The sequence below is a fragment of the Chitinophaga qingshengii genome (assembly GCF_014529935.1).
In the GTDB taxonomy this organism is placed as follows: domain Bacteria; phylum Bacteroidota; class Bacteroidia; order Chitinophagales; family Chitinophagaceae; genus Chitinophaga; species Chitinophaga qingshengii.
Map to the genome: position 1 here is coordinate 180,359 of NZ_JACVFC010000001.1, position 21,377 is coordinate 201,735.

Consider the following 21,377-nt stretch of genomic DNA (forward strand, 5'->3'; position numbering starts at 1 on the left):
CTTGTCCGTTTCCGGACAGGATATTATTAATGTTCCATAATACGGTTCTCACGGATATCTTTCAGATGTGTCATGATATGTTTGGGCAGCAGCGGGCTATCAAATGGCAGATCGATAGATACCTTTTCAAAGTCCCGGCGATGCGGTACCCGGTCGAATATTTCGTAGAGTGCGATGGGTTCTTCGGTGAAGCTTACGCAGGTGCTGATAAAGGACAGCTCATTGACCTGGAAACCGGGGCGTTTCATTTTATCTTCCACATCTTTCAGCCGGCCCACAAAATGGCGCTGACGGATAAAGGTGGTGCTGTTCATGATAATGAAGAGGTAGTTGGCATAAGAGGTGATTTTACCATAGTACATATGGTTGTCTCTCCCCGTGCGCTCTACCAGGTATTCATCGCCGGAGCGGTATATTTCCAGGGAAGAGCGCCAGATGCGGTCCACATCGTCCTGTTCCTGCATGGGGAGGTTTCGGTTATAACAATACCAGTTTCCCACGAGGTGTTCCAGCAGCTTGTGATTGACCGGCGCCATCGGGATATTGATCTTCAGTTCATGAAAAGGAAACCCTTCTGTGGCGGTATTGATAAAATCAATATAATTCGTGTATCCCAGTGCGTTAGCGATGGTATTTAAACGGGAGAAGTTAGGACTGCTGATGGCAGCCGCGGCAGTTCTGTTTTTCCAGGGTTTCAGTTTTTTGATTACCAGGTGCTCATAAAAATAATTATCCCCAAAGGCAGCCGCGACGACGGATTTTTTCTTTTTGCGTTGTTTGTCCAACAGGGTATTAAATTCAGTGGCAACGTGCGTCCATTCTATCTTGGAAACATCTTTCCATTCTTTCTTGCGGAGGAAATGCCAGGATATGTAATTCATCAGGCGTTCCAGGTTAACCAACTCTTCCTTAGTCATAATAATACGATTTTAAGACGATAAAAAGACGCTGTAAGATAAACAGAAGATTCGGGTATTATGAGAAAAAACGAATTTAACAGCAAATAAAAAACGAACATATGACAACCATGATGAAAAACACCACCCACATCCGCGAAGGCACCACCTTCAGACAGGACCCGCTCTGGTTACGGATAGTAGCCTTCCAGTTGGATGATCCTACCGCAGCGCTTCCCTTCTCCCGCAAACTGGCCCGGGAAAATAAATGGGATGCAACCTTTACCCAGCGGGCCATTGCAGAATACCGACGGTTTATTTACCTCTGCTGTATCTCACCCACCGGCGCTTCCCCCTCCACCGTGATAGATGAAGTATGGCATCTGCACCTGCTTTACACACAGAACTACTGGGAGGAATTTTGTGAAAAGGCATTGGGCCGGAAACTACACCACCACCCTTCCAAAGGCGGCCCTCCGGAAAAGGATAAACACGATGACTGGTTCCTGCAAACACTCCGCCTTTATAAAGCCGTTTTTGGCGAAAGTCCACCTACCGATATCTGGTACAACACACCCCGTCCTTTCCGAAAACGTTTACGCTCCTTCTTTTTTCCACGAACACTACCCTTCTTATTAGTCACCACCCTTCTACTAACAGGCTGTACACCCGGCGAGACGGTCTTCGGTATATTGGTGATCATCTTCCTGACGATGGTTTCCACCCGCAAAGGCGTCAGTGGTGAAAGCGACAGCAGCGGCAGTTCCTGCAGTAGCGGTTGTTCCAGCGGCAGTTCCTGCGGCAGCAGTTGCGGAAGTGGTTGTGGCGGCGGATGCGGAGGTTGTGGCAGCTGAATTATTTGATTATTCAGTTATTTGATTATTTAAAAAGTACCATTATGCGAGCGATATCCAAACCAACAGCGTACACCATTATAGCCGGCTGCGGCGCAGCCATACTGGCTTTTCTTTATGTAACCTATCATCGTTTTAATCCATTTTATTTGGCGGGCAGGGAGTTCCTGGTTTTTTACAGTGTGCTGATACTCGTTACCCTGGTTAATATCCGGCTACTACGGCAACAGTATCTCCGGCTGGCCAGTCAGGTCAACCTGTTCTGCCTGTTACTGGGCATCTCCCGGTTTATCCAGGGAGCCTACCATCACAAGCCTGTCGGCTATCTCACACTGTTGCTGATATTCCCCATCACCATGGCTTTCCGCCTCCGCGCTTCCGCTCAGAGATAACTCAGCCACCATTGCCGGTGCGTACCGCGATAGCGGTCGAACCACAGGCAAGGCCTGTATAATGCCGCCACTACTCCTACCCACACCAGATATACTCCCGGTAACGCATATCCGAAATCAGCCGGCCGGAACCAGAAAGGTACTTGTGCTATCTGCGCCGGATGGTATCCTGCCGCAAAAAAGGCGATGACCAGTACCGTATGTAACAGGTAAAAATGCAGCACGTAGTAAAAAAAGGGTACCCGGCCATACACAGATAAAACCTTACTCCATTTTTGTTGTATACGTTCAAAAGCGGCCAGCGCCAGCAGGGCGGGTCCCAGTGTCATACCTGCAAACTGCAGGGATGGCGGGTATTTGCTGGCATCCAGGAAGGATAATACATTAGACCAAAGATCCGGATAAATTTTGCGGGGAACCGGGTCGCCATACCAGTTTATCCAACGTAACACCACAAACAATGTGATCAACGCCATTCCCGTGACGATTAGCCGTCGTTTTCTTTTCTCTGCCGGGAAATCACGGGTAAACCACCGGCCCATACAATAGCCGGGCAGCATGATTCCTGTCCAGGGTAATACCACATAGAAAACGCCCACCAGGTGCGTCGCATTCAGCGGCACTACTGCTCCCCGCGCAGTTAAGAGCGCCAGCCACACCACCGAAGCCGGACCTTCCGCGGGAAATTTCATATAGTCCACCACGTTATGCCCGAAGAACAACAGCACCCCCACTACCAGCACAGCGTTCCAGGACCACCAACTCAACAGGCCCAGTATTACCATACTCCAGCCGATAGCCCAGATCACCTGCAGGATGATAAAATTGTAGAAGGGATTAAAGGTTAACCCAAGTGTAATCAGCGTTATTTCCACCACTACCAGCCATAACCCTCTTTTGATGAGGAACAGCGCCGCTTCCTGTTTTGTTCTCCGTTGTGCCGCCAGGAAAGCGGAAACACCGGAAAGGAAAACAAAAGTGGGCGCGCAGAAGTGAGTGATCCAGCGGGTAAAAAACAGTAACGTGGTAGTAGTCGCCGGATTCAGCGGATCTGCTGTAACGGCAGTGCGATGAAAAAAATCGCGGGTATGATCCAATGCCATAATCACCATCACCAGGCCGCGCAGCACATCAATGGAAGTTACCCTGTAAGGAGTGGACGAGTTCATGTGTGACAGTTTAAAAAGTAAAAGCCCGTTTGGCGGCGAGGCCAAACGGGCTAACATTATAACGGTGAATGATATACGTTATCTTTTTTCATATGCTGGTTGAGCTGGCGTCTTGTATCCTTTCGTTTGCATCAGCGACTTAATTTCAGTGATAGCGCGTTCCAGCTGCGGATCTATTCCCCGGGCCATATCTCCGAGGTTTTCATCCACTGCGATATCCGGATCTACCCCGTGGCCTTCCTGGAACCAGGTGCCGTTTGTACGGAACATCCGGAAGGTAGGCGCTGTTACCTCGCCGCCATCGATCAGGGAAGGCGTACCGGAGATACCGATAAGGCCGCCCCAGGTGCGGGTACCGATTAAGGTGCCCAGGCCTGCCTGACGGAAGAAGTCCGGGAAGGCATCACCGCCGGAACCGCTCCAACCGTTGATGAGCATTACCTTTGGTCCGAAGTTGCCCATCTGTGAGGAAGGCATTGGGAGACCGTCGCGGGTAGCCCAGTAAGCCCATGGTTTGCGGCTGAGCAGTTCTATGAAACGGTCAGGGATTTGCCCGCCGTTGTTAAAACGTTCATCGATGACCAGGGCTGCTTTATTCCATTGGGCGGTGAACTGGCGTACCAGCTCATCCTGTCCGTCCAAACCGGTGCTGGGTACAAAGATATAGCCCACCTGGTTATTTGTGGCCTCAGCGACATGTTTACGGTTACTTTCAATCCAGGCGAGGTGGCGCAGGCGGTATTCATTACCGATCGTTTTCACCACCGCTGTTTTGGCGCCATCAAAAGATGGGCGGGCATTGTAGGTGATTTCCACCGCTTTATTGGCCAGGCCCTGGAAAGCGTTGTAAGGCTCTGCTGCCGTCGTAAGCGGGATACCGTTCACCGCGAGGATATAGCTGCCTTCCGGAATATTCACACCTGGCTCATCAAGCGGAGCGCGGGCTTCAGCATCCCATTCAGCGCCACGGACAATATGTTTGATTTTATAGAACTTACCATCTGCTTCCCAGTCCACACCGAGGTAACCAACATTTATCTGTTTGGGTGTTTCCAGGTCGCCACCGGAAACATAAGCATGAGAGGAGTTTAGTTCACCAATCATCTCTCCTATCACGAAGTTCACTTCCTCCCTGGTGCGGGCGCCTTCCAGGATACGGCCGTATTTTTCCCTTACCTCATTCCAGTTAACCCCGTGCATATTAGGATCGTAGAAGAAGTCGCGTTCAATGCGCCAGGCGTCGGAGAACAGTTGTTTCCATTCCTGGGCAGGATCGAGCAGCATAGTCATTTCACTGAGCGGTAATTTTTTATCTGCTTTTTGATTGGCTGCCAGGTCGATGATCGCATAACGATCGCCGGTAACGAGGATTTTTTTACCATCTGCTGAAACCTGGTATTGACCGGCGCCTTTGATGATATCTTTTTCCTCGCGGTTTTCGAGGTCGAAGTATTTCAGTGTGGAGGGGCCTTCCGCTGCGCCGGTGTTAGGAGCGTTGTTGTACAGCACTTTACCTTTCACGGCCATCAGGCGCGAATAGTTGCCTGGTTCTACCGGCAATTCGTATAGCCGTGCCTCCATGTTGTCCAGGTCGATCTTCACTTCGTTGCTGGTCTTAGGCTCCGTGTCTTTTTTCTTGTCATCTTTTTTGGGAGATGATTGCGCACTATCCTTACTGACAGTTACTTCGTCGTTTTGTGTAGATGTAACCGGTGGCACATCTTTACGCAGGCTGATCGCCGCCACTTTGGTAGTGTTGGTATAGATGAAGCTATTATCGAGGTCGCTGTAGATAGGTTTAAAGCTTCTGTTGGTCAGCAGGTACAGGTATTTACCTTCCGGATCAAATACCGGGTCGTTATTTTCGTAGTAATCGCTGGTGATCTGGTGACGCTGGCTATTGGGTACATTGTAGAGGAACGCAGCGTTGTGGTAGTTCTCACAGTCACGGGCATACGCCAGCCAGCGGCTATCGGACGACCAGCTGCATTTCCATACCCGCAGGTTGCCTTCTGAATACCGGGTAGCTTTGTCTACATTGGTAGCTTTGCCGGTAGCAACGTCGATGATATGAATACGTGTATTCTGATCGATGCAGGCTATTTTTTTATTATCGGGCGACCAGTAAACATGATAACGGAAGCCGGGGCCGAGATGGGTCACCTGTTTAGCGCTTTCCTCTTTACCGTTTTCAGCGACCCACAGTTCGTAGTCACCGGATTTGTCGCTCCACCAGGCAATGTATTTACCATTGGGAGACCAGGCAGCGTCTCTTTCAGCGGCGCCGCTGGTGCGGGTGAGGTCTTTCACATACCCGTTTTCAGCCGGCAGGGAAAATACGTCCCCACGGGCACCGATGAGCGCACGTTTACCATCCGGGCTGATATCTGCATAAAGGATATCCTTATCCGCCTTGATCATGCGCGGTTTCAGGGTAGCCACATCAGTAGTGATATTAATCTTTACCTCTTTTGATTGCTGCGATTCGAGGGAGAGCGTGTACAGTTTACCGCCGGCTTCGTAGACAATATCTGTTGGTCCCATGGCAGGCGTGTGTACATCGTAATCAGTATAATGCGTTACCTGCTCAAAGGTTTTGCTGTCTGTCTTATAGCGCCAGAGGTTCATTCTTTTTTCCGCTCCGCGGTCGGACAGCAGGTAGATATAGTTATTGTACCACATTGGGAATTCGTCTCCTGCTTCACTTTTAGCGGAGATATTTTCCGACTGGCGGGTATCAAAATGATAGATATGAATATCCGCTTTCATACCGCCGCGATAACGTTTCCAGGTACGGGCGCTTTGGCTGCGGGTAGTGACAGCGATGCTTTTCCCATCAGGGGAATAGCTGCCGAATTCAGCGTAGGCCAGCGGCAGTTTGGTAGCAGGACCGCCAGCTTCGGGTATAGTATAAAATTGACTGAAGCGGTCTTTGGTACTTTCTCTTTTAGAGGAGAACAGGACCTGTTTGCCGTCCTGTGTCCAGTCAATGACAACATCGGCGCCGCCATGTTGGGTAAGGCGGAAGGGTACCCCACCGGTTACCGGCATCACATATACATCCATGTTACCATCGTAGTTACCGGTAAAAGCCAGTTTACTACCATCCGGCGAAAAGCGCGGGAACATCTCCATACCTGCCGGGGAGGTGATTTTAACTGCCGTACCACCATCTTTGGGTACCAGCCAGATGTCGTTGGCATAACTGAAAGCAATCTGTGTGCGGGAAACGTCCGGATACCGGAACAAACTGGCACTTACCTGGGCCTGCGTTTGGGCGCCCAACAGGCAAGCCAATGCCAGCAAAGCATTTTTCTTCATAAGCGGTTGATTGTTAGAGGGTCTTCTCCAGAGGTTATATTTTCCGGATAAACGAATGTAGGAAAAAGGAAACATTTTATATTTAGATTTATTATATCTTGATACGATTTTTTTAACTATTCGTACCTATGAAACTTTTCTTCAAAGTAGCACTGTCACTGAAGCGTTTCGGCTTCATTATCCGCCTTATTGGCATCGTTATCGGCTTTAGTATATTAAGTACTACCATCCGTGACCTGAAGTTCTCCCTGCTGGTGTCCAAAGCCCCTGTCCTGAGTATTGCACAGCTCTCCAAAATGAAGGTGGAAGACATTCCGCTGTATTTCAAAGTGGACAAGGTTACCTTGCTGAGCGACAATTTTGTAGGCCAGTACAAAACGCGGAAACACAGTACTGAGAAAACCCTGAAAGGCATTTACTTCCCCGTGTATGATGTGCAGGCACTGTCTGCTGACACGGCTGCCAAACCTGCTTGTCAGCTGATCGTACACGACGAAAAAGTCGACGAAAAAAAGCTGCAAAGCGGCGATTATTTTGGCGGTGATACTTTCTCCGTAGAAGGCCGTTTTGGAGGCTCCTACATCGACAGCGACACCCGCAGGCTACTGGAGCGGGAAGGGCATCCATTGGCCGACAACTGCATCCTGATCGAAAAAGGAGATCAGCCACTCAGCACTGCTATGGCCATTATGCTGACTTTGATCTTCGGCACCGGCACCTTATTGCTTTTGGCCAGCCTGCTTCCTGCCAGCAATCTTCAGCGGAAGAGTGGAATAGCAGTAGTCGCAGAACCAGAAACGGTCATTTATCATCAGCACTAAATCCGTTGTCACATACCAAAGACAACAATGCCGCAGAGAGGTTGCTTTCTCTGCGGCATTTTTTTTAAATCTTTTTTAGTCCCGGATATCTATTTCCAGTCCGGCATTCCAATGTTTGGCTTCCGGCATGTAATAGAGATATACATTGTTAGCCCTGCCTTTATAGGTACCTGGTATTTCTGCCTTCAGGTCCAGGTTAACTATTTTTAATTCACCCGGACCCGCGTCTATCCAATATAATACCAGGTAGTTGTCAAATACTTCATAGTGCGCGATCTTTCCGGTCTCTATCAGTTCCTTCAGCTGCCATGGCTGTGCCGATAAACCAGCGGGGATGCCTATTTTTGCGACCGACATAGGCAAGCCTTTGTCCGTTTCATTTTTTACCTGTATGTTCATTCTGACAGTCTCTCCTACCTTTGCCTGTGAAGTCCCCAGTGTGGTCTGTAGTTTTAATACAGCCGCGGGGTTGTTATCCGGTTGCAGGGTGTAATAATTGAGTTCCAGATCGTAGGGCGTCATCGTAGAAGCCATATCCGTGGTGGTGACTGCAAAAGTATTAGCTCCTTCCTTTAACAAGGCAGGATCCAGTATGCCGGGACTAACCTGTGATTCGTTTATCTTAAAGATAGTTTTACCACTCATCTTTAATGCACTGGTCATTTGGGAATAGGCTGTCAGCAGTTCCAGGCATAACAGCGTAGATTGTGTGGCGCCGAAGCCATAAGAACTCCGTTGTTTCAGGATATCCGGTATCAGGCGGCTCAGTGTTACTACATTTTTATCATTTTTAGCCAGGGCCAGGCCATACCAGGCCATTGTTTCCAGGTTTAGCGATATACCGGTAGCGCCGACCACACTGCTAACGCCCAGTGTACCCGCTTCGTACCCTTGTTTTAACATTGTAATCAACTGTTCATAGTCATTCTGCCGCTGGCTGTAGTATGCTGCATTCGCCATTACCGCCAATTGCCAGGCACTGTTGCTTTTCAGCGCCGTTTTCAGGGCAGCTTCATATTCCGGTACTATTTCTTTTCCCATGCCAGCTTTCGTTAACGCATATACGATGTAGGTGTTGGCCACCTCATAAGGTACCGCACGGAACTGATAACTGTTGCTGGCTTCCAGCAGGAAACCGCCTTTACCATCCCGGCGTTTCAACAGGAATTTTTTGGTACGTTCTATCATGCCCTCATCTACCTTAATAAACTCTTTCATATCTGTAAACTCCATCAGGCCATAGGCTGTCAGTACTTCCTGTGGTGGTGTACGGCCAAACCATTCAAAGCCATCCGCCGCGGTTTCATAGCTTTTCAGGAGTTTGTAACCTGTCTTTAGGTAGTTCATAGCTTTATCCCTCACAAGAGGGCTGATTTTTCCCGTTTGTTGCAGGTATTTCAGGATAAATATATTGGGGTAGGTAGTAGAAGATGTTTGTTCAAAACAACCGTGCGGCTCCCGCAACATGCCGGTGATCACCTCCAGGGCCAGGTCTTCCAGCTCTGCGTATATGCTCAACTTAGCATTCATACTGCCAGGTATCGCGCCTTTAACAGCAAAGTTCCAAAGCTGCGGTGCTGAAGCCGACAACAAAACGTTGACCGGAAACCCTTTCTGCGTCATGGTTACCGGCATAACAATACGCTCCCTGCCCGTTGGAGCGTCCAGGGAAAAAACAATTGTACCGTTTAGGGGAGCCGTTGCTTCCACCGGGAAAAGCACCCGTTGGCTGCCGTTAGCGGCGATTGTTACAATAGTATCCGTGGCAGCGGCTTTCAGGCCGGCAGGCAATATCATGCTGACCATTGCCTTTACCGCATCTTTCCTGTTGTTGGTAATGACTACGGGCAGCAGTGCTTTATCACCGGTAGTGAGATAGGGAGGAATTTTAACATCAAGGCTGAGCGGCGTCTGCGACACGTAGGTGGTTTCATCGCGGCCCACCTGCCCGTTGTAACCGATGCCTTCCGTGATAGCGCGGAAGGACGTGATTGCATCGGAGTTATAAAAAGACAGCGTCGCCTTACCATTTTTATCCGTTTGTACTACAGGATTCCAGTAGATGGTTTCCCTGAAATCAGTTCTTTCAGCGGCATTACGGGAAGTATACAATGGTGCATAAAAGTGGCGCGAAGTAGTCAGTTGTTCCCCTTCCACGGTGACTGTCTCGTAGGGCAGCGACCAGCTCCGGGATAGATTGACCGACTTATAATACTGCTGGAAGCCTGTACCGGAGATAACGATGACACCGTTAGCGGCCCTTGAGCCATACAACGCTGTAGCGGCTGCATCCCTGAGCACTGTAACAGATTGAATGGAACCAACGTTTTCTGCAATGTCGGCGGCAGTGACAGGTATACCGTTATAGATGTACAATGGCTCGTTATTTCCAGCCACCGTCGTCATTCCTCTTATCGAAACCTGATCAATGCCCCCCGGCGCGGCAGGAACGACACGAAGGCCCGCTACCTGGCCATTCAGTGCAGCGCTGAGAGACGTCAGCACCTCCCTGCGCACCACTGTAACAGAAGAGGCGGTGGTCATACGCTGGGAGGAATAAGTACCATATCCTACTACCACTACCTCATCCAGTTTTTTATCCCCCTTACCTATATCAGGCAGCTTGTCATTAACAGGCGTTGATACCGGCGCTGGTGCAGGTTTTTCTATCACCGGCTCCTCTCCTTCCACTATCTTTTCCGGAATCGGTTTACCCAGGATCGGGGCGCTGCTCTCATTTGCCATACCATTTTCGAGAATCCGTAAAGTTTCCTTCTGCCCTTTGTGAGGCCGTAGTACAGGAGCAGCAAACAGGCAGTATTTATCCGGGGGGAGTCCTGCTACAGTAAAACGGCCGTCGGTACCGGTTTGCACCACCCGGACGGGCGCCGACATAGCATATTGCCGGAACACATAAATGGTGGATGGCACCGGCTTTTCCCGCTCATCGGTTACGACACCCCTTAGCCGGTGTGACTGTACAGGGCCGTACAACAATTTATTTTCCTTTGTTACCGCATCTTCATAATCAAAATACCGGTAGCCGTTGGTGAGCATCACCAGGTCCAGTACAGCCGGTGCGGCAGGCTCGTCTTTCTTAAAATAAAAATTCGGCTCCTCGACCTTACCGTGCAACTCCGAGCTAAGCAACAACCATGACAGGATGTTATCCTGCCTGTCATCTGCAAGTATCCATTTTTTATCATCTACCACGGCCAGCGAGAGGTTAGCGGGTACAGGAGCACCGGTTTCGTTCGTGGTTGCAATGTGCAGTTTCACTTTTTCCCGGCGCTCATATACTTCTTTATCCGGGGTGACTTTCACTTGCAGCAGCTTAGGCCCTCCCAGAAAGGCTATTCTTTCCGCCAAAGGCGTCTTGTTTAACTGCGATACTGTAAATACAGCAATACCTGCGGGAAAATCAGCTGTATTGACAGCAGCCGTTTGTTCTTCCGCCTGCAAGGCGATCGTTTGTTTAAAATAGGTAACGGCATGTGTTTTACCTTCCAAAGTCACCGTTGATGGCTGCGATGTTTTCAGCGTAATCAGCAGCAGGCTGTCTTTTCGGACCAGGTTCATTACCACACCGTTTTTTGCCGCTACCGGGAACGCATACTCGTTTCGGGTACCCGAAGGCGACAATAAACGGGCAACATAACGATGTCCTTGTTTGGGTGTAAAGCGGAAAACGCCCATCCCAAAACGCAGACTTTCAAAATCTGCCACCTGTTTACCTTTGTCATCCAATACTACACCTTTCACATCTGCTGGTTTACCGTATTCATTGAGTGCCTTAAAAGCTATGTTGGTCGTTATCCCTTCCACCAGTGCGCCTCCTTCCGGCATAAACTGCAGATCAATTTTATGCAGTGTGATGGGAATGCTGCGGGAAATAGCTTCCTTATTCGATTTATAGTCAACGCTCACATTTAGCAGCGCATCGTTGATACGCAGCGCATCCGGTAACCGGAAAACAATACGGGCTTTGCCGGCGGTATCCGTTTTGATGGTTCCCGTGAGGTGTTCCTCCCCGCCAATCGTAACGCTGTACCGCGCCATAAAATGCTGAATGGGCAACTGTTCCAGATTTTTCATACTGTATTCCGCCACCACTTCATCTCCGGGACCGTAGCCTTTCCGGGGAAAGTCCAGTTTCATGAGTACCCGTGGAGAAATTACCTTTAACAGGGTTATTTCCCTGGTAAACTGCGTACGGGGTTTTTCATTGAGCATCCATACAGTATATGCCCGTAGCCGGTAGATGCCGCCCGGCGCCTCTGTGGCGAAGCGGAAGCTGCCTTCCGCGTATCCGTCGGTGATTTCGTATGTTTGTTTTTGCAGTACACTGCCTGCCGGGGAGATAACCTCCACGAATACACGTTTACTTACCAATGCCGGCTGCTGGTCCTGCGCATTCACCACGTAGATCTTGTAAAAAAGGTCTTCTCCTGGTGTAAAAAATACATGATTGGTATGCAGGTATACTTTTTCTTTGGTAACGGGATAGTCGAGCTGTTACGCACTTATAGTCAATGTGCACAGGAGCAGCCATAACAGGGAGGCAATTTTTACCGGATACTTCATAGGTCAAAACTTAATAAGAACATTACAACCAAAGGTTTTTACGGCAGGCAGGTTGAAGAAATCCAGCCCGGTGCTGTTAGGATAATCAAACAGCAGCTGTGCGGGATCTCCGCCTTTATAGGGCGTCCAGAGTAAGAGGTTATTGACATATCCTGCTACGGTCAGTTCCCTGACAAACTGTGAAAAGTTCCATCGATAGGACAGTTGTACGGTATTAAGACGCAGATAGTCGGCCTGTTGCACATAGTCTTCTGCCACCCCGCCGGGGCCATATCTCACCCAACGGTTTTCTTCCATTGGGCGTCCCGGGTCGTAGAATGCTACAGGTTTGGTATTCGGGCGGCCGTCTTCCGTTACGCCATTGAAAACATAGCCAGTGATGTTCCGGTCATTGCCGGAGACCTGAGAACGGCCATAATAGTCCAGCATGGCCTGGGTGCCGTTCCATTTCCGTCCTCCTTTTTTCCACTCCAATGCCGCATCCAGCTGCCACTTCCGCCAGAACAACCGGCTGTTATGCTTCAATATAAAATCGGGATTAGGGTTGCCAATAATACCTTTAGCAGCAGCCATCGGAAAACCATCGGGTCCGATAACCAGCCGGCCTGCAGCATCCCTGCGCCAGGTACTACCCACGATGACACCAAAGGGTTCGCCTTTTACCAAGGCTATATTGACATCCCTGAATCCGGCGATTGGCGTATAGTCGCCACCGTTAACAATATCCGTAACTTTGTTCCGGTAGCCGTTCAGGGAGATACTTCCGGCATAGTCCAGCATGTCGTAATTCCAATAACGCTGTACCAGACGTAGCGTTAATTCATAGCCAGTGGTACGATGATCCGCCAGGCCAGCCAATTTCCATTCATTCCCGATATATGCCGGGAACTGGTCTCCCAGTATTTTTTTGCCGTAAACGGCTCCTTCCATTGACAGGCGCCGATAGCTTATTTCCAGTCCGGTACTCCATTCACGGGAACGGACGGCTCTTTCCTGGTCATATCCGGCAACTTCCGTCGTCGCGAAATATGAACGGACATCATTAGCATTATATCGCGTCAGTTGCAGGTAGGCCAACGATTTGTCCAATGGTAATTCGCGGGCCGTCTGGTTCCATCTGGAGAAAACACGGGTCTTAAATCCGGAGTAGCCTTCATGCACTATGGAGGCGCCGGCAGAAGGGAGCCAATATTCCCGTTTCCTGGCAGTATTGGACAAATAAGCACGATTACCCACTTCCACGCTGGCTTTTGTCTTGTAAGACAACTGAAAATAGAATGGCGCCTCCAACATGAATTCGTTGGCTGTACGCCGATATTGGTAGCGGAGGTCTGATGGCGTATAGCCAATAACGTTATCTATCGCAGAAAAGATATGCCGTGCAGTGATTTCCGTATAGATTTCATTGTTACCGATCTTGCAGGTAAGATAGGTATTGAGTATATGTTGTTGCAGGCGGGTGTCCCTGTCCGCCCGGAATCCTTCCGGTGGTATGCCGGACATACCCGGAGGATAAGTCTCAGTGGCATATTGCCGGCCGGTCACACCGGCATAGTCTGAGCCCGCAGTTAATTTTTTACTTTTATAATTCACAGTGACGCTATACCCGTGGTTATATTCCGTGTAGTGGTTGCCGTTATATTTCAGCAATGTCAGCGGGTTATCTGCTTCCCTTCCATAAGCTTTGCCGCTGTAGGCATTATCGAAGGAAGCCGGTGTGAGCAATGACTGTTGCCATGCCCTGTTTAGGAAACCGTTCCTGTTATTGGTCGTAGCGTGGTTATCCCGGTATTGATATCCCAGGTTGACGTTAAATTTATTCAACTGCATACCCGCACTGGTCATCAACTTATTGGTGTGGTCATTATTGTAACGTACCACCATACCGGCATCGCTGTGCTCAAGGTCCAGTTTGAGCGTAACCCACTCCTTGTATTGCTTATTGATAGCTCCTCTCAGTGCCAATCCTGTTCTCCAGTTCACCGCAGGCCTGAAAATGCTGTTCTCATAAGCAACTGCCGGTGTACCGTTAGCGGCGCCGGCGGGCGTCAGTTTACCTTGTCCGTCATACGGGTAGGCAGTGCCATCGAATACCAGTGTGCGCAGGGCCGGGCCATAGCTGAACATTTCACCGGTTTCAGCTCCTCTCCATTGCAGGCCTCCGTTTACGGAACGCCCCTGGACATATTCCTGTTGTAACCCCGGGATGCGATAGACTGATTTAACTTCTATTATATTTCCGAACGAACCGGAGAACCGCAGCCTGTATTTGGGGATATAAACCAGTTTAACCGTGCCTTTGCTGACCTTCAGGTCCACCGGCCGCTTAAACGGTGAAAATTGCCCGCTTTCACCGGAACGAAGGAATTTGCCGGACTGCAGCCGGGTACTATCCTTCCAGAGCGGTGTTGATTGACGTAGCAAAGCCCTGTAATCTTCCGACACGATGGGTTCTACAGTACGCCAGTCCTGTTCCTGCGCGTGCAGGAAAGCGGGAATTAACAGCAACAGTAAACAGTATTTCACGGTAAGGTATTTAGCTGACTAAATATACCGTATATCCGTTTACAGCGTAGTGCCGTTAGCGTTATTTTTCATTCAATTTATCTAGTATATAGTTAGTTGACGGAGGTGATGTTCCAGGTGGGTCACATAATCGCGGATCACAAAATCCAGCGTTACCGGTTCGGTACCGCCGGCATAGCAGGTACGTTGTAACAGCGCTTCCGGGATATGCCCGGCGATGCCCAGCAGCAGGCGGTTATAAGCCAGCCAGCTGTCTATCAGCTGACGGCCGGATTGTTGCTGATGATAGCTATAGTGGTTCCATTCATTTTGCTGGTAACCGATACGCGGTGTTTCTTCAAACTGTACCCGTACAAAACGCTGATGATTGTTGGCAGCACTGTCTATCAGGTGTCCGAGGATTTCTTTTTTGCTCCATTTGGCGGGAAGCGGTTTAAAAGAAAATTCTTCTTCCGGAATGTTATTTAAAAGAGCGGGGATGGTATCACAGAGATACTCCCAACGTTGAAGGCTATCCGCTATCATACAGGTGTTTTTTAGAGGTCCATAAATTCCCAGGCGCTTTGATAGGCATTTTTTGCTTCCGCATAAGCGATAAATCCGGCATAAAAAGGTAATTGTGATAAAGTGGCGCTATCGCCTACCACAACGAGTTTTTTCCTTGCCCTGGTCATCGCCACATTCATGCGGCGGATATCGGAGAGGAAGCCGATGTTGTTATCGGCGTTGCTGCGGGTCATGCTGATGTACACGATATCCCTTTCCTGACCCTGGAAGCTATCGATCGTGTTCACCGAAATACGGGCCAGGTGTGGCTGTAGTTCTGTTGCGTGTTGCAGCTGTTCCTGCAGCAGGTATACCTGTTGTTTATAGGGCGAGATGATCGCTATCTCAGGGAAAGCATCGCTTTCCGGCTGCTCTTTGAGCGCAGCCACCAGTTGCAGCAGGTGCCGGAACAGGAAAGAGGCCTCTTCAGGATTGGTAGTACTGGTGCCTTCCGTTTTTTCATCGAAACCGCAGCCGGCAGTATCGATAAACGCCAATGGTATGTCCGTTGCAAACAACTGCCGTCGGGCGACGGTATGGTGCGCTTTTAATTTGTCCTGATAAAAAACCGAGGAGGAATAACCCATGATCATTTCGTGCATGCGGTACTGTTCTTCCAGCAGTACAACCGCTTCCGGATGCAGGGCCACACATTTTTCGAGCAAGGTGTTGCTTAGTCCTTCACGCGCCGCCCCTGTGGATTTGATGGTAGGCGGCAACTGGCAATGATCACCCGCCAGGATTACTTTTTCCGCTTTGAGGATGGGTATCCAGCAGGCAGGTTCCAGCGCCTGGCCGGCTTCATCTATCACCACTGTTTTGTATCGTACGTTTCTGACCGTATAATGGTTGGCGCCCACCAATGTAGCCGTTACCACCTGGGCTTTGGCGATGAGGTCATCGGTGATATATTGTTCGGTTTTATCTACCTCTTTCATGATTTTATGTGCTTCATCAAAGAGGGCTTTACGCTGTTCCCTTTCGGCCTTACCGAAGTTGCGTTTGTATTTATGCGCCAGGTTTTTGTATTCGCTGGCTTGTTTTTTCAGTCGTTTTATTTCTTTCATGCTGGCGTGGCCGGACATTTTACTGTCGAGTGTCAGTGACGTGAGTCTTTCAGACACCCTTGCCGGGTTGCCTACGCGCAGTACATTGAGACCTTCATCCGCCAGTTTTTCGCTGAGCAGGTCTACCGCCGTATTGCTGGGCGCCACCACCAGTATTTTCTGCCGGTCTTTTTGCACCAGCGCTTTAATGGCCTGTACCAGCGTCGTGGTTTTACCGGTGCCCGGAGGACCGTGTACAATCGCCAGCTCGTTGGCCGATAAGATTTTGTTGACCGCTTCCTGCTGTACGGTGTTGAGTCCGGGTACCGTTACCGGCGGCATTTCCGTATCGAAGGAGGGCTTTTTTTCGCCGATGAGGATTTTGGCAAGATGGCCTTCCGGTTTTTCAACCAGTGCAGCCGCTTGTTTTAAGGCTTGTTGCATCTCATCATAGCTGTTATCGTCGAACAGCAAGTCGATGCCCAGTTTGCCGTTGTCGGCCCATTCCGGGAGTTCATCTGTCCGTAACGTCAGTTTCAGGCGGTTGCCCCCCTGGAAGGTAACGGTTCCCTCTACCCTGTCCTGTTGCGGATCATGATTGGAGAACAGTACCGCTGATACACCAAAGCGCAACTGATGCGCTATATCCTGGTGGGTAGTACGTTCCACTTCCACGGTAAGATAGTCTCCCCGGCTCATTTCAGAGCCTCTGATGGCTACCGGGTACCAGGTGAGGCCGTTGGCCCTCCGCTCCGCTGCTGACGAACTGGCCGTCAGCCGGAGATAAGATTGTCTGTCTTCTTCCCGCTCCTGTGACAGTAGCTGAAGAAGACTATTAAAATAAGCTGTGATGGCCATGATTATTGCTGATTACGCTGATGAGGGATACTGAACCTTCGCCTGCCAGGTAATCTTATCTTTATAAAAATTAATTTTATTATCTATGTATAATATCTTAATTAACAGATTTACTCCAAAAGACATTATCAAGGACGCAAGTTAACAAATGTCCTCTTCATTCATCTCACAAAAGCATCATATTCAAGCGCACAACACCGATCTCCGCCAATCGGCGAAATCTGCGGTAATCATGGCTATTACGGTTATGAGCTGTATAATGTCAGGTAGGTCCGGTCAAACCGGGCTGCTTTCATGTCTTTCTGAGACATAAAGAATTGAATACAGCCGGCATCCCACCAGCAGAAGCCGACCTGGTTGTCGGAGTCTACCTGGAACAGCAGGGTGATATCGTTGATGGTATCATCCACCGCCTGTTCATCTCCCTTAAAATGCTCCAGCAACGTTTTACGGGCGTTGGCGGGTGAATAATCATATTCCTTGCCTGTAACCAGGTATACAGCAGCTTCGATCGCATGGTCCGCATGTTGGCCGTCGGCGTAACCACCGATACGGCCAATACCATCCGTGAGATGATTACATAGATCTTCCAGGCCATCCATTTCGTCGTCTGAGAGGAGGTTGTAATCTGCGTAGGTGTAGTTGGGCGGCATGATACTGGCGGCAGCCTGCAGCTGGTACCCTTTGAAACGGCCTCCCTCTTCGAGGGTGGTAGTGCCTGGCGGCGGGGTGCGTTGCAGTCCTGTTTTATCCGCGATGTATATCACCCTGTGCGCTATATTGCGCGCCTGATCCATATCTCCCATAAAGTAATACAGCATGCCGGCGGCGGGTAACAACCGGCGGGCGTCCTGCGTATGGAGTTCGTCCAGGTTGAACTGGGCGATAAATGTCATCGGCACACCATCGTCCGTCATCGGCCAGGGAAAGCCTTGTGGCAGGTCCGGATCACCGGCTATGCGGGAATTACCGGTCTGACTGTAATTTTCCTTTTCACCTAATATTAGGTTGATAATGGGGCGGGCTGCGGAAACCAGGTAGTCTTCCACCTCCGTCAGTTCGCACTGCCGGATTAACTCCTTATACTTATCGATTGTCAAGGTTACAATATTTACATGGATAACAAAATAGCGACATAGTGGCAAACAGCGCCGGAAAGCACCAGCAGATGCCATACGGCATGGGTATATTTGTACTTGTCCCAAATATAGAAAATAACGCCGACGGTATACAAACCGCCGCCCACGCATAACATCACTATCACCGATAGCGGCAGGTCGGTGAAAAAACGTTTGCCGCCAACTACCAGCATCCAGCCCATGACAAGGTAGATGAGCGTAGAGATGATATCAAAACGGCCGGTGAAAAAGACCTTAAAAACAATACCGATAGCAGTAAGCCCCCATAATACCGATAGCAGGGAAATTCCGAAAGCATTGTTCATATACACCAGTAAAAACGGCGTGTAGGTACCGGCAATGAGAAAATAGATACTAATATGATCGAAGATGAGGAAGACTTTTTTGACGGCCGACTCCTGGGAGATATGATAAATCGTTGAACAGGTGAAAAGTAAAATAAAACAAAAACTATAGATGCCTGCCCCTACAATACCCGGCGTGTTACCGTGTGTAGCGGCGATGCTTGTTAATACCGGAAGGCCACTGATGCCGAATACAATACCGATGGCGTGTATTAATCCGTTTACGATTTCCTGCTTTCTTGTGTAGCCTGTTGGTGAAGCTGTCAGTCCCATGAGTCAAAAACATTTACTGCTGTAAATGTAGGACAAACCATGACTGCTGCGTGATAGAGATTCTCTATAGGATTATCTTTTTTTCAAAAATATACCGGTCATTTCACCATCCGTAATATTCAATGCATCACCGGTACGCGGGTTATAGAATTTACAGGTGAAACGTACTTTTATTTTTATACCGTAAAAAGGATAATTGCCATCCCAAACGTCTGTACTGACAATAGAGAAAGTAGCATCCGGCTGACCGGCCGTACTGCCGTTGAGGGTTTCCCATTCCACGCCATTTTCATCTGTCCAGTTGAGCTGCACCCCATCCGTGAACTGTCCGTTTTTCAAAACAAGGTAGTTGTAGTTACCCGGTTTAAAAAAGTTTTTAAAGTCCGCATCTGTCATGGCATCAAAACCACGCAGGATACCCATCGTGAGCTGCAGGCTTGTTTTGCCTTTCGGCAGCGTTGCGCCGGGCCATACCACTCCTGTCGTCATAAACACATCGCTGGTACCAAGAATACCGGTCGTTGGCAGGAAACCGTTATCTTCCGTTACTTCCTGGACATATTGTTTTCCATTGACCGTCATGCGGTAGTAAAAATCTGCCGTAGGCGCCTGTACATCGCCATTGATGACAACGATTACACTGCAGGAAGACCCGTTGGTTTGTAAGGGGAAGAAAAAAGCGCCGTCTTTTTCCGGTGAACCGGTGCCCGTGAGGGTGATCGTTTGTTTACCTACTGTGGTGAAAGTACCGGAGGCAGTGTACGACATCCCGTTTACCATGCCGGTAGACATCGTCCAGAAGCCGGGTGTGGTCACTTGCACAGATACTTGTATTTTTGCATCACTGCCGAGTGGTGTACCGACTTTATAGGTGCCTTCTACTTTCGCATCGGAGCAGCTGCTGTTTTGCTTTACCAGTGTAAAAACAGCCTGGCCCTGTTGAGGCGTAGCGGGTGTATTTACCGGGTCAGGACTTTCCCTGGAATACTCTTTGGAGCATCCCACCAGGGAAACAATCAGCAATAGCGCGAAGCAGTAGCATATAGGAAAACGTAGATTCATGATCGTTGTGTTAGCACAAATATAAATTAATAAGAATATCTTTAATCATCCGATTTATTTTTAACCCAGGGAAGATGGAAAGAGATTTTACACAAGCGGAATGGGATAGCTGTATCAAAGTACTACAGGTCTTATCAAGAGATCCGGACCAGTCGCCGGACAATATGACATTAAAAGGGCTGGTGACCAAGTTGTACCGGCGAGCCAAAAAAGAGAACAAAGCCACCGTAGCCGAGGCTAAGGTGGCCGCCATTATACCACCGGAAGTGAGGATGACCTTGCACCGGTTACAGCGGATATCAAAACAACAGGATATCCTGAAACAGTACGACAAAAAAGAGATACTTTCCCAGACACAGCTTTACCGGAAATATGAATTACCGGAATCGGCTCTGCAAGCCGGTAAAACAGAAGGATTGATGCTGACGACGGAACAGCGTTGTTATACCTGTCAGTCGCCCTACCGGGAAGTTCATTTCTTCTATCATATGCTGTGCCCTTCCTGCGCAGCATTAAACTACAGCAAACGGCTGCAGCGTGCCGATCTTCGTGGGCGCGTAGCCGTGATTACCGGGGGCCGTATTAAAATAGGGTACCTTACCGCGCTGCGCATGCTGCGCGACGGCGCCAAAGTTTGGGTGACCACCCGTTTTGCCAAAGACTGCGCCCTTCGTTTCAGTGAAGAAAAGGATTTCAGCGAGTGGAGCCACCGGCTGAAGATCGCAGCCCTGGACCTGCGTAACCTGGGGCAGGTGAACCAGCTGATTGAACAGCTGTATGCCGAAGAGTCACACCTGGACATCCTGATACATAACGCTGCGCAGACCGTCAAACGTCCCACTGCTTTTTACCAGCATCTTTTTGCGCGGGAGGAAAGCCCCGTGGAAACTTTGCCCGAAGCAGTACGGTCCTGCCTGGCCCCTGCCCCGCCATTCCGTTACCTCGGTGATGCCTGGGAGCAGCAGTTGTTGCCGGCCGAAGTACACCAGTGTTTCCCCGCAGGGCAATATGACAAAGACCGGCAGCAGATAGACCTGCGGGCCAGCAACAGCTGGACCCTCCGCCTGGACCAGGTGCCACCCGGCGAGATGCTGGAAACACAGCTGGTGAATGTGACAGCGCCGTTTATGTTTAACAGTAAGCTAAAAGCCCTGATGAAAAAATCCCCGTTTCCGAGACGGTTTATCATCAACGTATCGGCCATGGAAGGGCAGTTCAACCGCGGCTCCAAAACACCGTACCACCCTCATACCAATATGGCCAAAGCCGCGCTGAACATGATGACGCGCACCTCCGCACAGGACTATGCCGTGGACGGCATCTTCATGAACAGTGTGGATACCGGCTGGATCACCCAGGAAAATCCGCATCCCAAAAAGGAACGGATATACGAAGAAGACGGGTTTGTGCCACCGCTGGATGAAACTGATGGTATGGCCCGTATATACGATCCCGTCGTATCCGGTCTTGGCAACCCGGAGATACCGTTGTTCGGGCATTTTCTGAAAGATTACCTGCCATATGCCTGGTAAAATTATTGTTGATC

General features: G+C 49.6%; 14 protein-coding genes. 4 read left to right on the forward strand and 10 right to left on the reverse strand.

Annotated features, from left to right (window positions below; translation table 11 throughout):
* Positions 1 to 26 precede the first annotated feature (26 nt).
* Complete coding sequence (locus tag ICL07_RS00650; RefSeq protein ID WP_188086023.1) at positions 27 to 917, reverse strand: hypothetical protein; 891 nt, start codon at positions 915 to 917, stop codon at positions 27 to 29.
* Between the two features lie 101 nt (positions 918 to 1,018).
* On the opposite strand from ICL07_RS00650, the gene ICL07_RS00655 reads away from it, so the two are divergent.
* Both ICL07_RS00655 and ICL07_RS00660 read left to right on the forward strand, forming a co-directional pair.
* Positions 1,019 to 1,750 carry a glycine-rich domain-containing protein gene (locus tag ICL07_RS00655; protein WP_223151714.1) on the forward strand — a complete coding sequence of 244 codons (732 nt, stop codon included), beginning with the start codon at positions 1,019 to 1,021 and terminating at the stop codon, positions 1,748 to 1,750.
* Positions 1,751 to 1,794: 44 nt separating this feature from the next.
* A complete protein-coding gene (locus ICL07_RS00660; RefSeq protein WP_188086024.1) occupies positions 1,795 to 2,142 on the forward strand; it encodes a hypothetical protein in 348 nt (115 codons plus the stop codon).
* On the opposite strand, the gene ICL07_RS00665 is transcribed toward ICL07_RS00660, so the two are convergent.
* Complete coding sequence (locus ICL07_RS00665) at positions 2,133 to 3,311, reverse strand: acetyltransferase domain-containing protein (RefSeq protein WP_188086025.1); 1,179 nt, start codon at positions 3,309 to 3,311, stop codon at positions 2,133 to 2,135. The genes ICL07_RS00660 and ICL07_RS00665 overlap by 10 nt on opposite strands.
* Positions 3,312 to 3,389: 78 nt before the next feature.
* Entirely contained in the window at positions 3,390 to 6,632 is a 3,243-nt protein-coding gene (locus tag ICL07_RS00670) for a S41 family peptidase (RefSeq protein WP_188086026.1), read from the reverse strand.
* A 128-nt stretch (positions 6,633 to 6,760) separates the two neighbouring features.
* On the opposite strand from ICL07_RS00670, the gene ICL07_RS00675 reads away from it, so the two are divergent.
* Positions 6,761 to 7,453, forward strand: a complete 693-nt coding sequence (locus ICL07_RS00675) for a hypothetical protein (protein WP_188086027.1) — start codon at positions 6,761 to 6,763, stop codon at positions 7,451 to 7,453.
* Between the two features lie 75 nt (positions 7,454 to 7,528).
* Here the strand turns inward: ICL07_RS00675 and ICL07_RS32670 are convergent, their stop codons facing one another.
* The 7 genes from ICL07_RS32670 to ICL07_RS00710 form a co-directional block, all read right to left on the reverse strand.
* Positions 7,529 to 11,875 (reverse strand): TonB-dependent receptor plug domain-containing protein, encoded by a 4,347-nt coding sequence (locus ICL07_RS32670; protein ID WP_188086028.1) that lies wholly within the window; start codon positions 11,873 to 11,875, stop codon positions 7,529 to 7,531.
* Positions 11,876 to 12,040: 165 nt separating this feature from the next.
* A complete protein-coding gene (locus tag ICL07_RS00685; protein ID WP_188086029.1) occupies positions 12,041 to 14,563 on the reverse strand; it encodes a SusC/RagA family TonB-linked outer membrane protein in 2,523 nt (840 codons plus the stop codon).
* Between the two features lie 81 nt (positions 14,564 to 14,644).
* Entirely contained in the window at positions 14,645 to 15,088 is a 444-nt protein-coding gene (locus ICL07_RS00690; RefSeq protein WP_188086030.1) for a DinB family protein, read from the reverse strand.
* 11 nt (positions 15,089 to 15,099) lie between these two features.
* On the reverse strand, positions 15,100 to 17,013 hold the full coding sequence (locus tag ICL07_RS00695; RefSeq protein WP_188086031.1) for an AAA domain-containing protein: 1,914 nt from the start codon (positions 17,011 to 17,013) through the stop codon (positions 15,100 to 15,102).
* A 245-nt stretch (positions 17,014 to 17,258) separates the two neighbouring features.
* Positions 17,259 to 18,113, reverse strand: coding sequence for a YwqG family protein (locus ICL07_RS00700; RefSeq protein WP_188086032.1), 855 nt, complete (start codon positions 18,111 to 18,113; stop codon positions 17,259 to 17,261).
* Positions 18,114 to 18,124: 11 nt separating this feature from the next.
* Complete coding sequence (gene trhA / locus ICL07_RS00705) at positions 18,125 to 18,769, reverse strand: PAQR family membrane homeostasis protein TrhA (RefSeq protein ID WP_188086033.1); 645 nt, start codon at positions 18,767 to 18,769, stop codon at positions 18,125 to 18,127.
* 72 nt (positions 18,770 to 18,841) lie between these two features.
* Positions 18,842 to 19,831 carry an immunoglobulin domain-containing protein gene (locus tag ICL07_RS00710; RefSeq protein ID WP_188086034.1) on the reverse strand — a complete coding sequence of 330 codons (990 nt, stop codon included), beginning with the start codon at positions 19,829 to 19,831 and terminating at the stop codon, positions 18,842 to 18,844.
* Positions 19,832 to 19,905: 74 nt separating this feature from the next.
* On the opposite strand from ICL07_RS00710, the gene ICL07_RS00715 reads away from it, so the two are divergent.
* Positions 19,906 to 21,363, forward strand: a complete 1,458-nt coding sequence (locus ICL07_RS00715) for an SDR family NAD(P)-dependent oxidoreductase (protein ID WP_223151715.1) — start codon at positions 19,906 to 19,908, stop codon at positions 21,361 to 21,363.
* The last annotated feature ends 14 nt before the right edge of the window (positions 21,364 to 21,377 follow it).

What these genes read in the sequence shown, in the direction of transcription:
- ICL07_RS00710 (WP_188086034.1), bottom strand. Translation starts at nt 19,831, where the DNA reads ATGAATCTACGTTTTCCTATATGCTACTGCTTCGCGCTATTGCTGATT.
- trhA (WP_188086033.1), bottom strand. Translation starts at nt 18,769, where the DNA reads ATGGGACTGACAGCTTCACCAACAGGCTACACAAGAAAGCAGGAAATC.
- ICL07_RS00675 (WP_188086027.1), top strand. Translation starts at nt 6,761, where the DNA reads ATGAAACTTTTCTTCAAAGTAGCACTGTCACTGAAGCGTTTCGGCTTC.
- ICL07_RS00655 (WP_223151714.1), top strand. Translation starts at nt 1,019, where the DNA reads ATGACAACCATGATGAAAAACACCACCCACATCCGCGAAGGCACCACC.
- ICL07_RS00690 (WP_188086030.1), bottom strand. Translation starts at nt 15,088, where the DNA reads ATGATAGCGGATAGCCTTCAACGTTGGGAGTATCTCTGTGATACCATC.
- ICL07_RS00670 (WP_188086026.1), bottom strand. Translation starts at nt 6,632, where the DNA reads ATGAAGAAAAATGCTTTGCTGGCATTGGCTTGCCTGTTGGGCGCCCAA.
- ICL07_RS00715 (WP_223151715.1), top strand. Translation starts at nt 19,906, where the DNA reads ATGGAAAGAGATTTTACACAAGCGGAATGGGATAGCTGTATCAAAGTA.
- ICL07_RS00660 (WP_188086024.1), top strand. Translation starts at nt 1,795, where the DNA reads ATGCGAGCGATATCCAAACCAACAGCGTACACCATTATAGCCGGCTGC.
- ICL07_RS00665 (WP_188086025.1), bottom strand. Translation starts at nt 3,311, where the DNA reads ATGAACTCGTCCACTCCTTACAGGGTAACTTCCATTGATGTGCTGCGC.
- ICL07_RS00695 (WP_188086031.1), bottom strand. Translation starts at nt 17,013, where the DNA reads ATGGCCATCACAGCTTATTTTAATAGTCTTCTTCAGCTACTGTCACAG.
- ICL07_RS00650 (WP_188086023.1), bottom strand. Translation starts at nt 917, where the DNA reads ATGACTAAGGAAGAGTTGGTTAACCTGGAACGCCTGATGAATTACATA.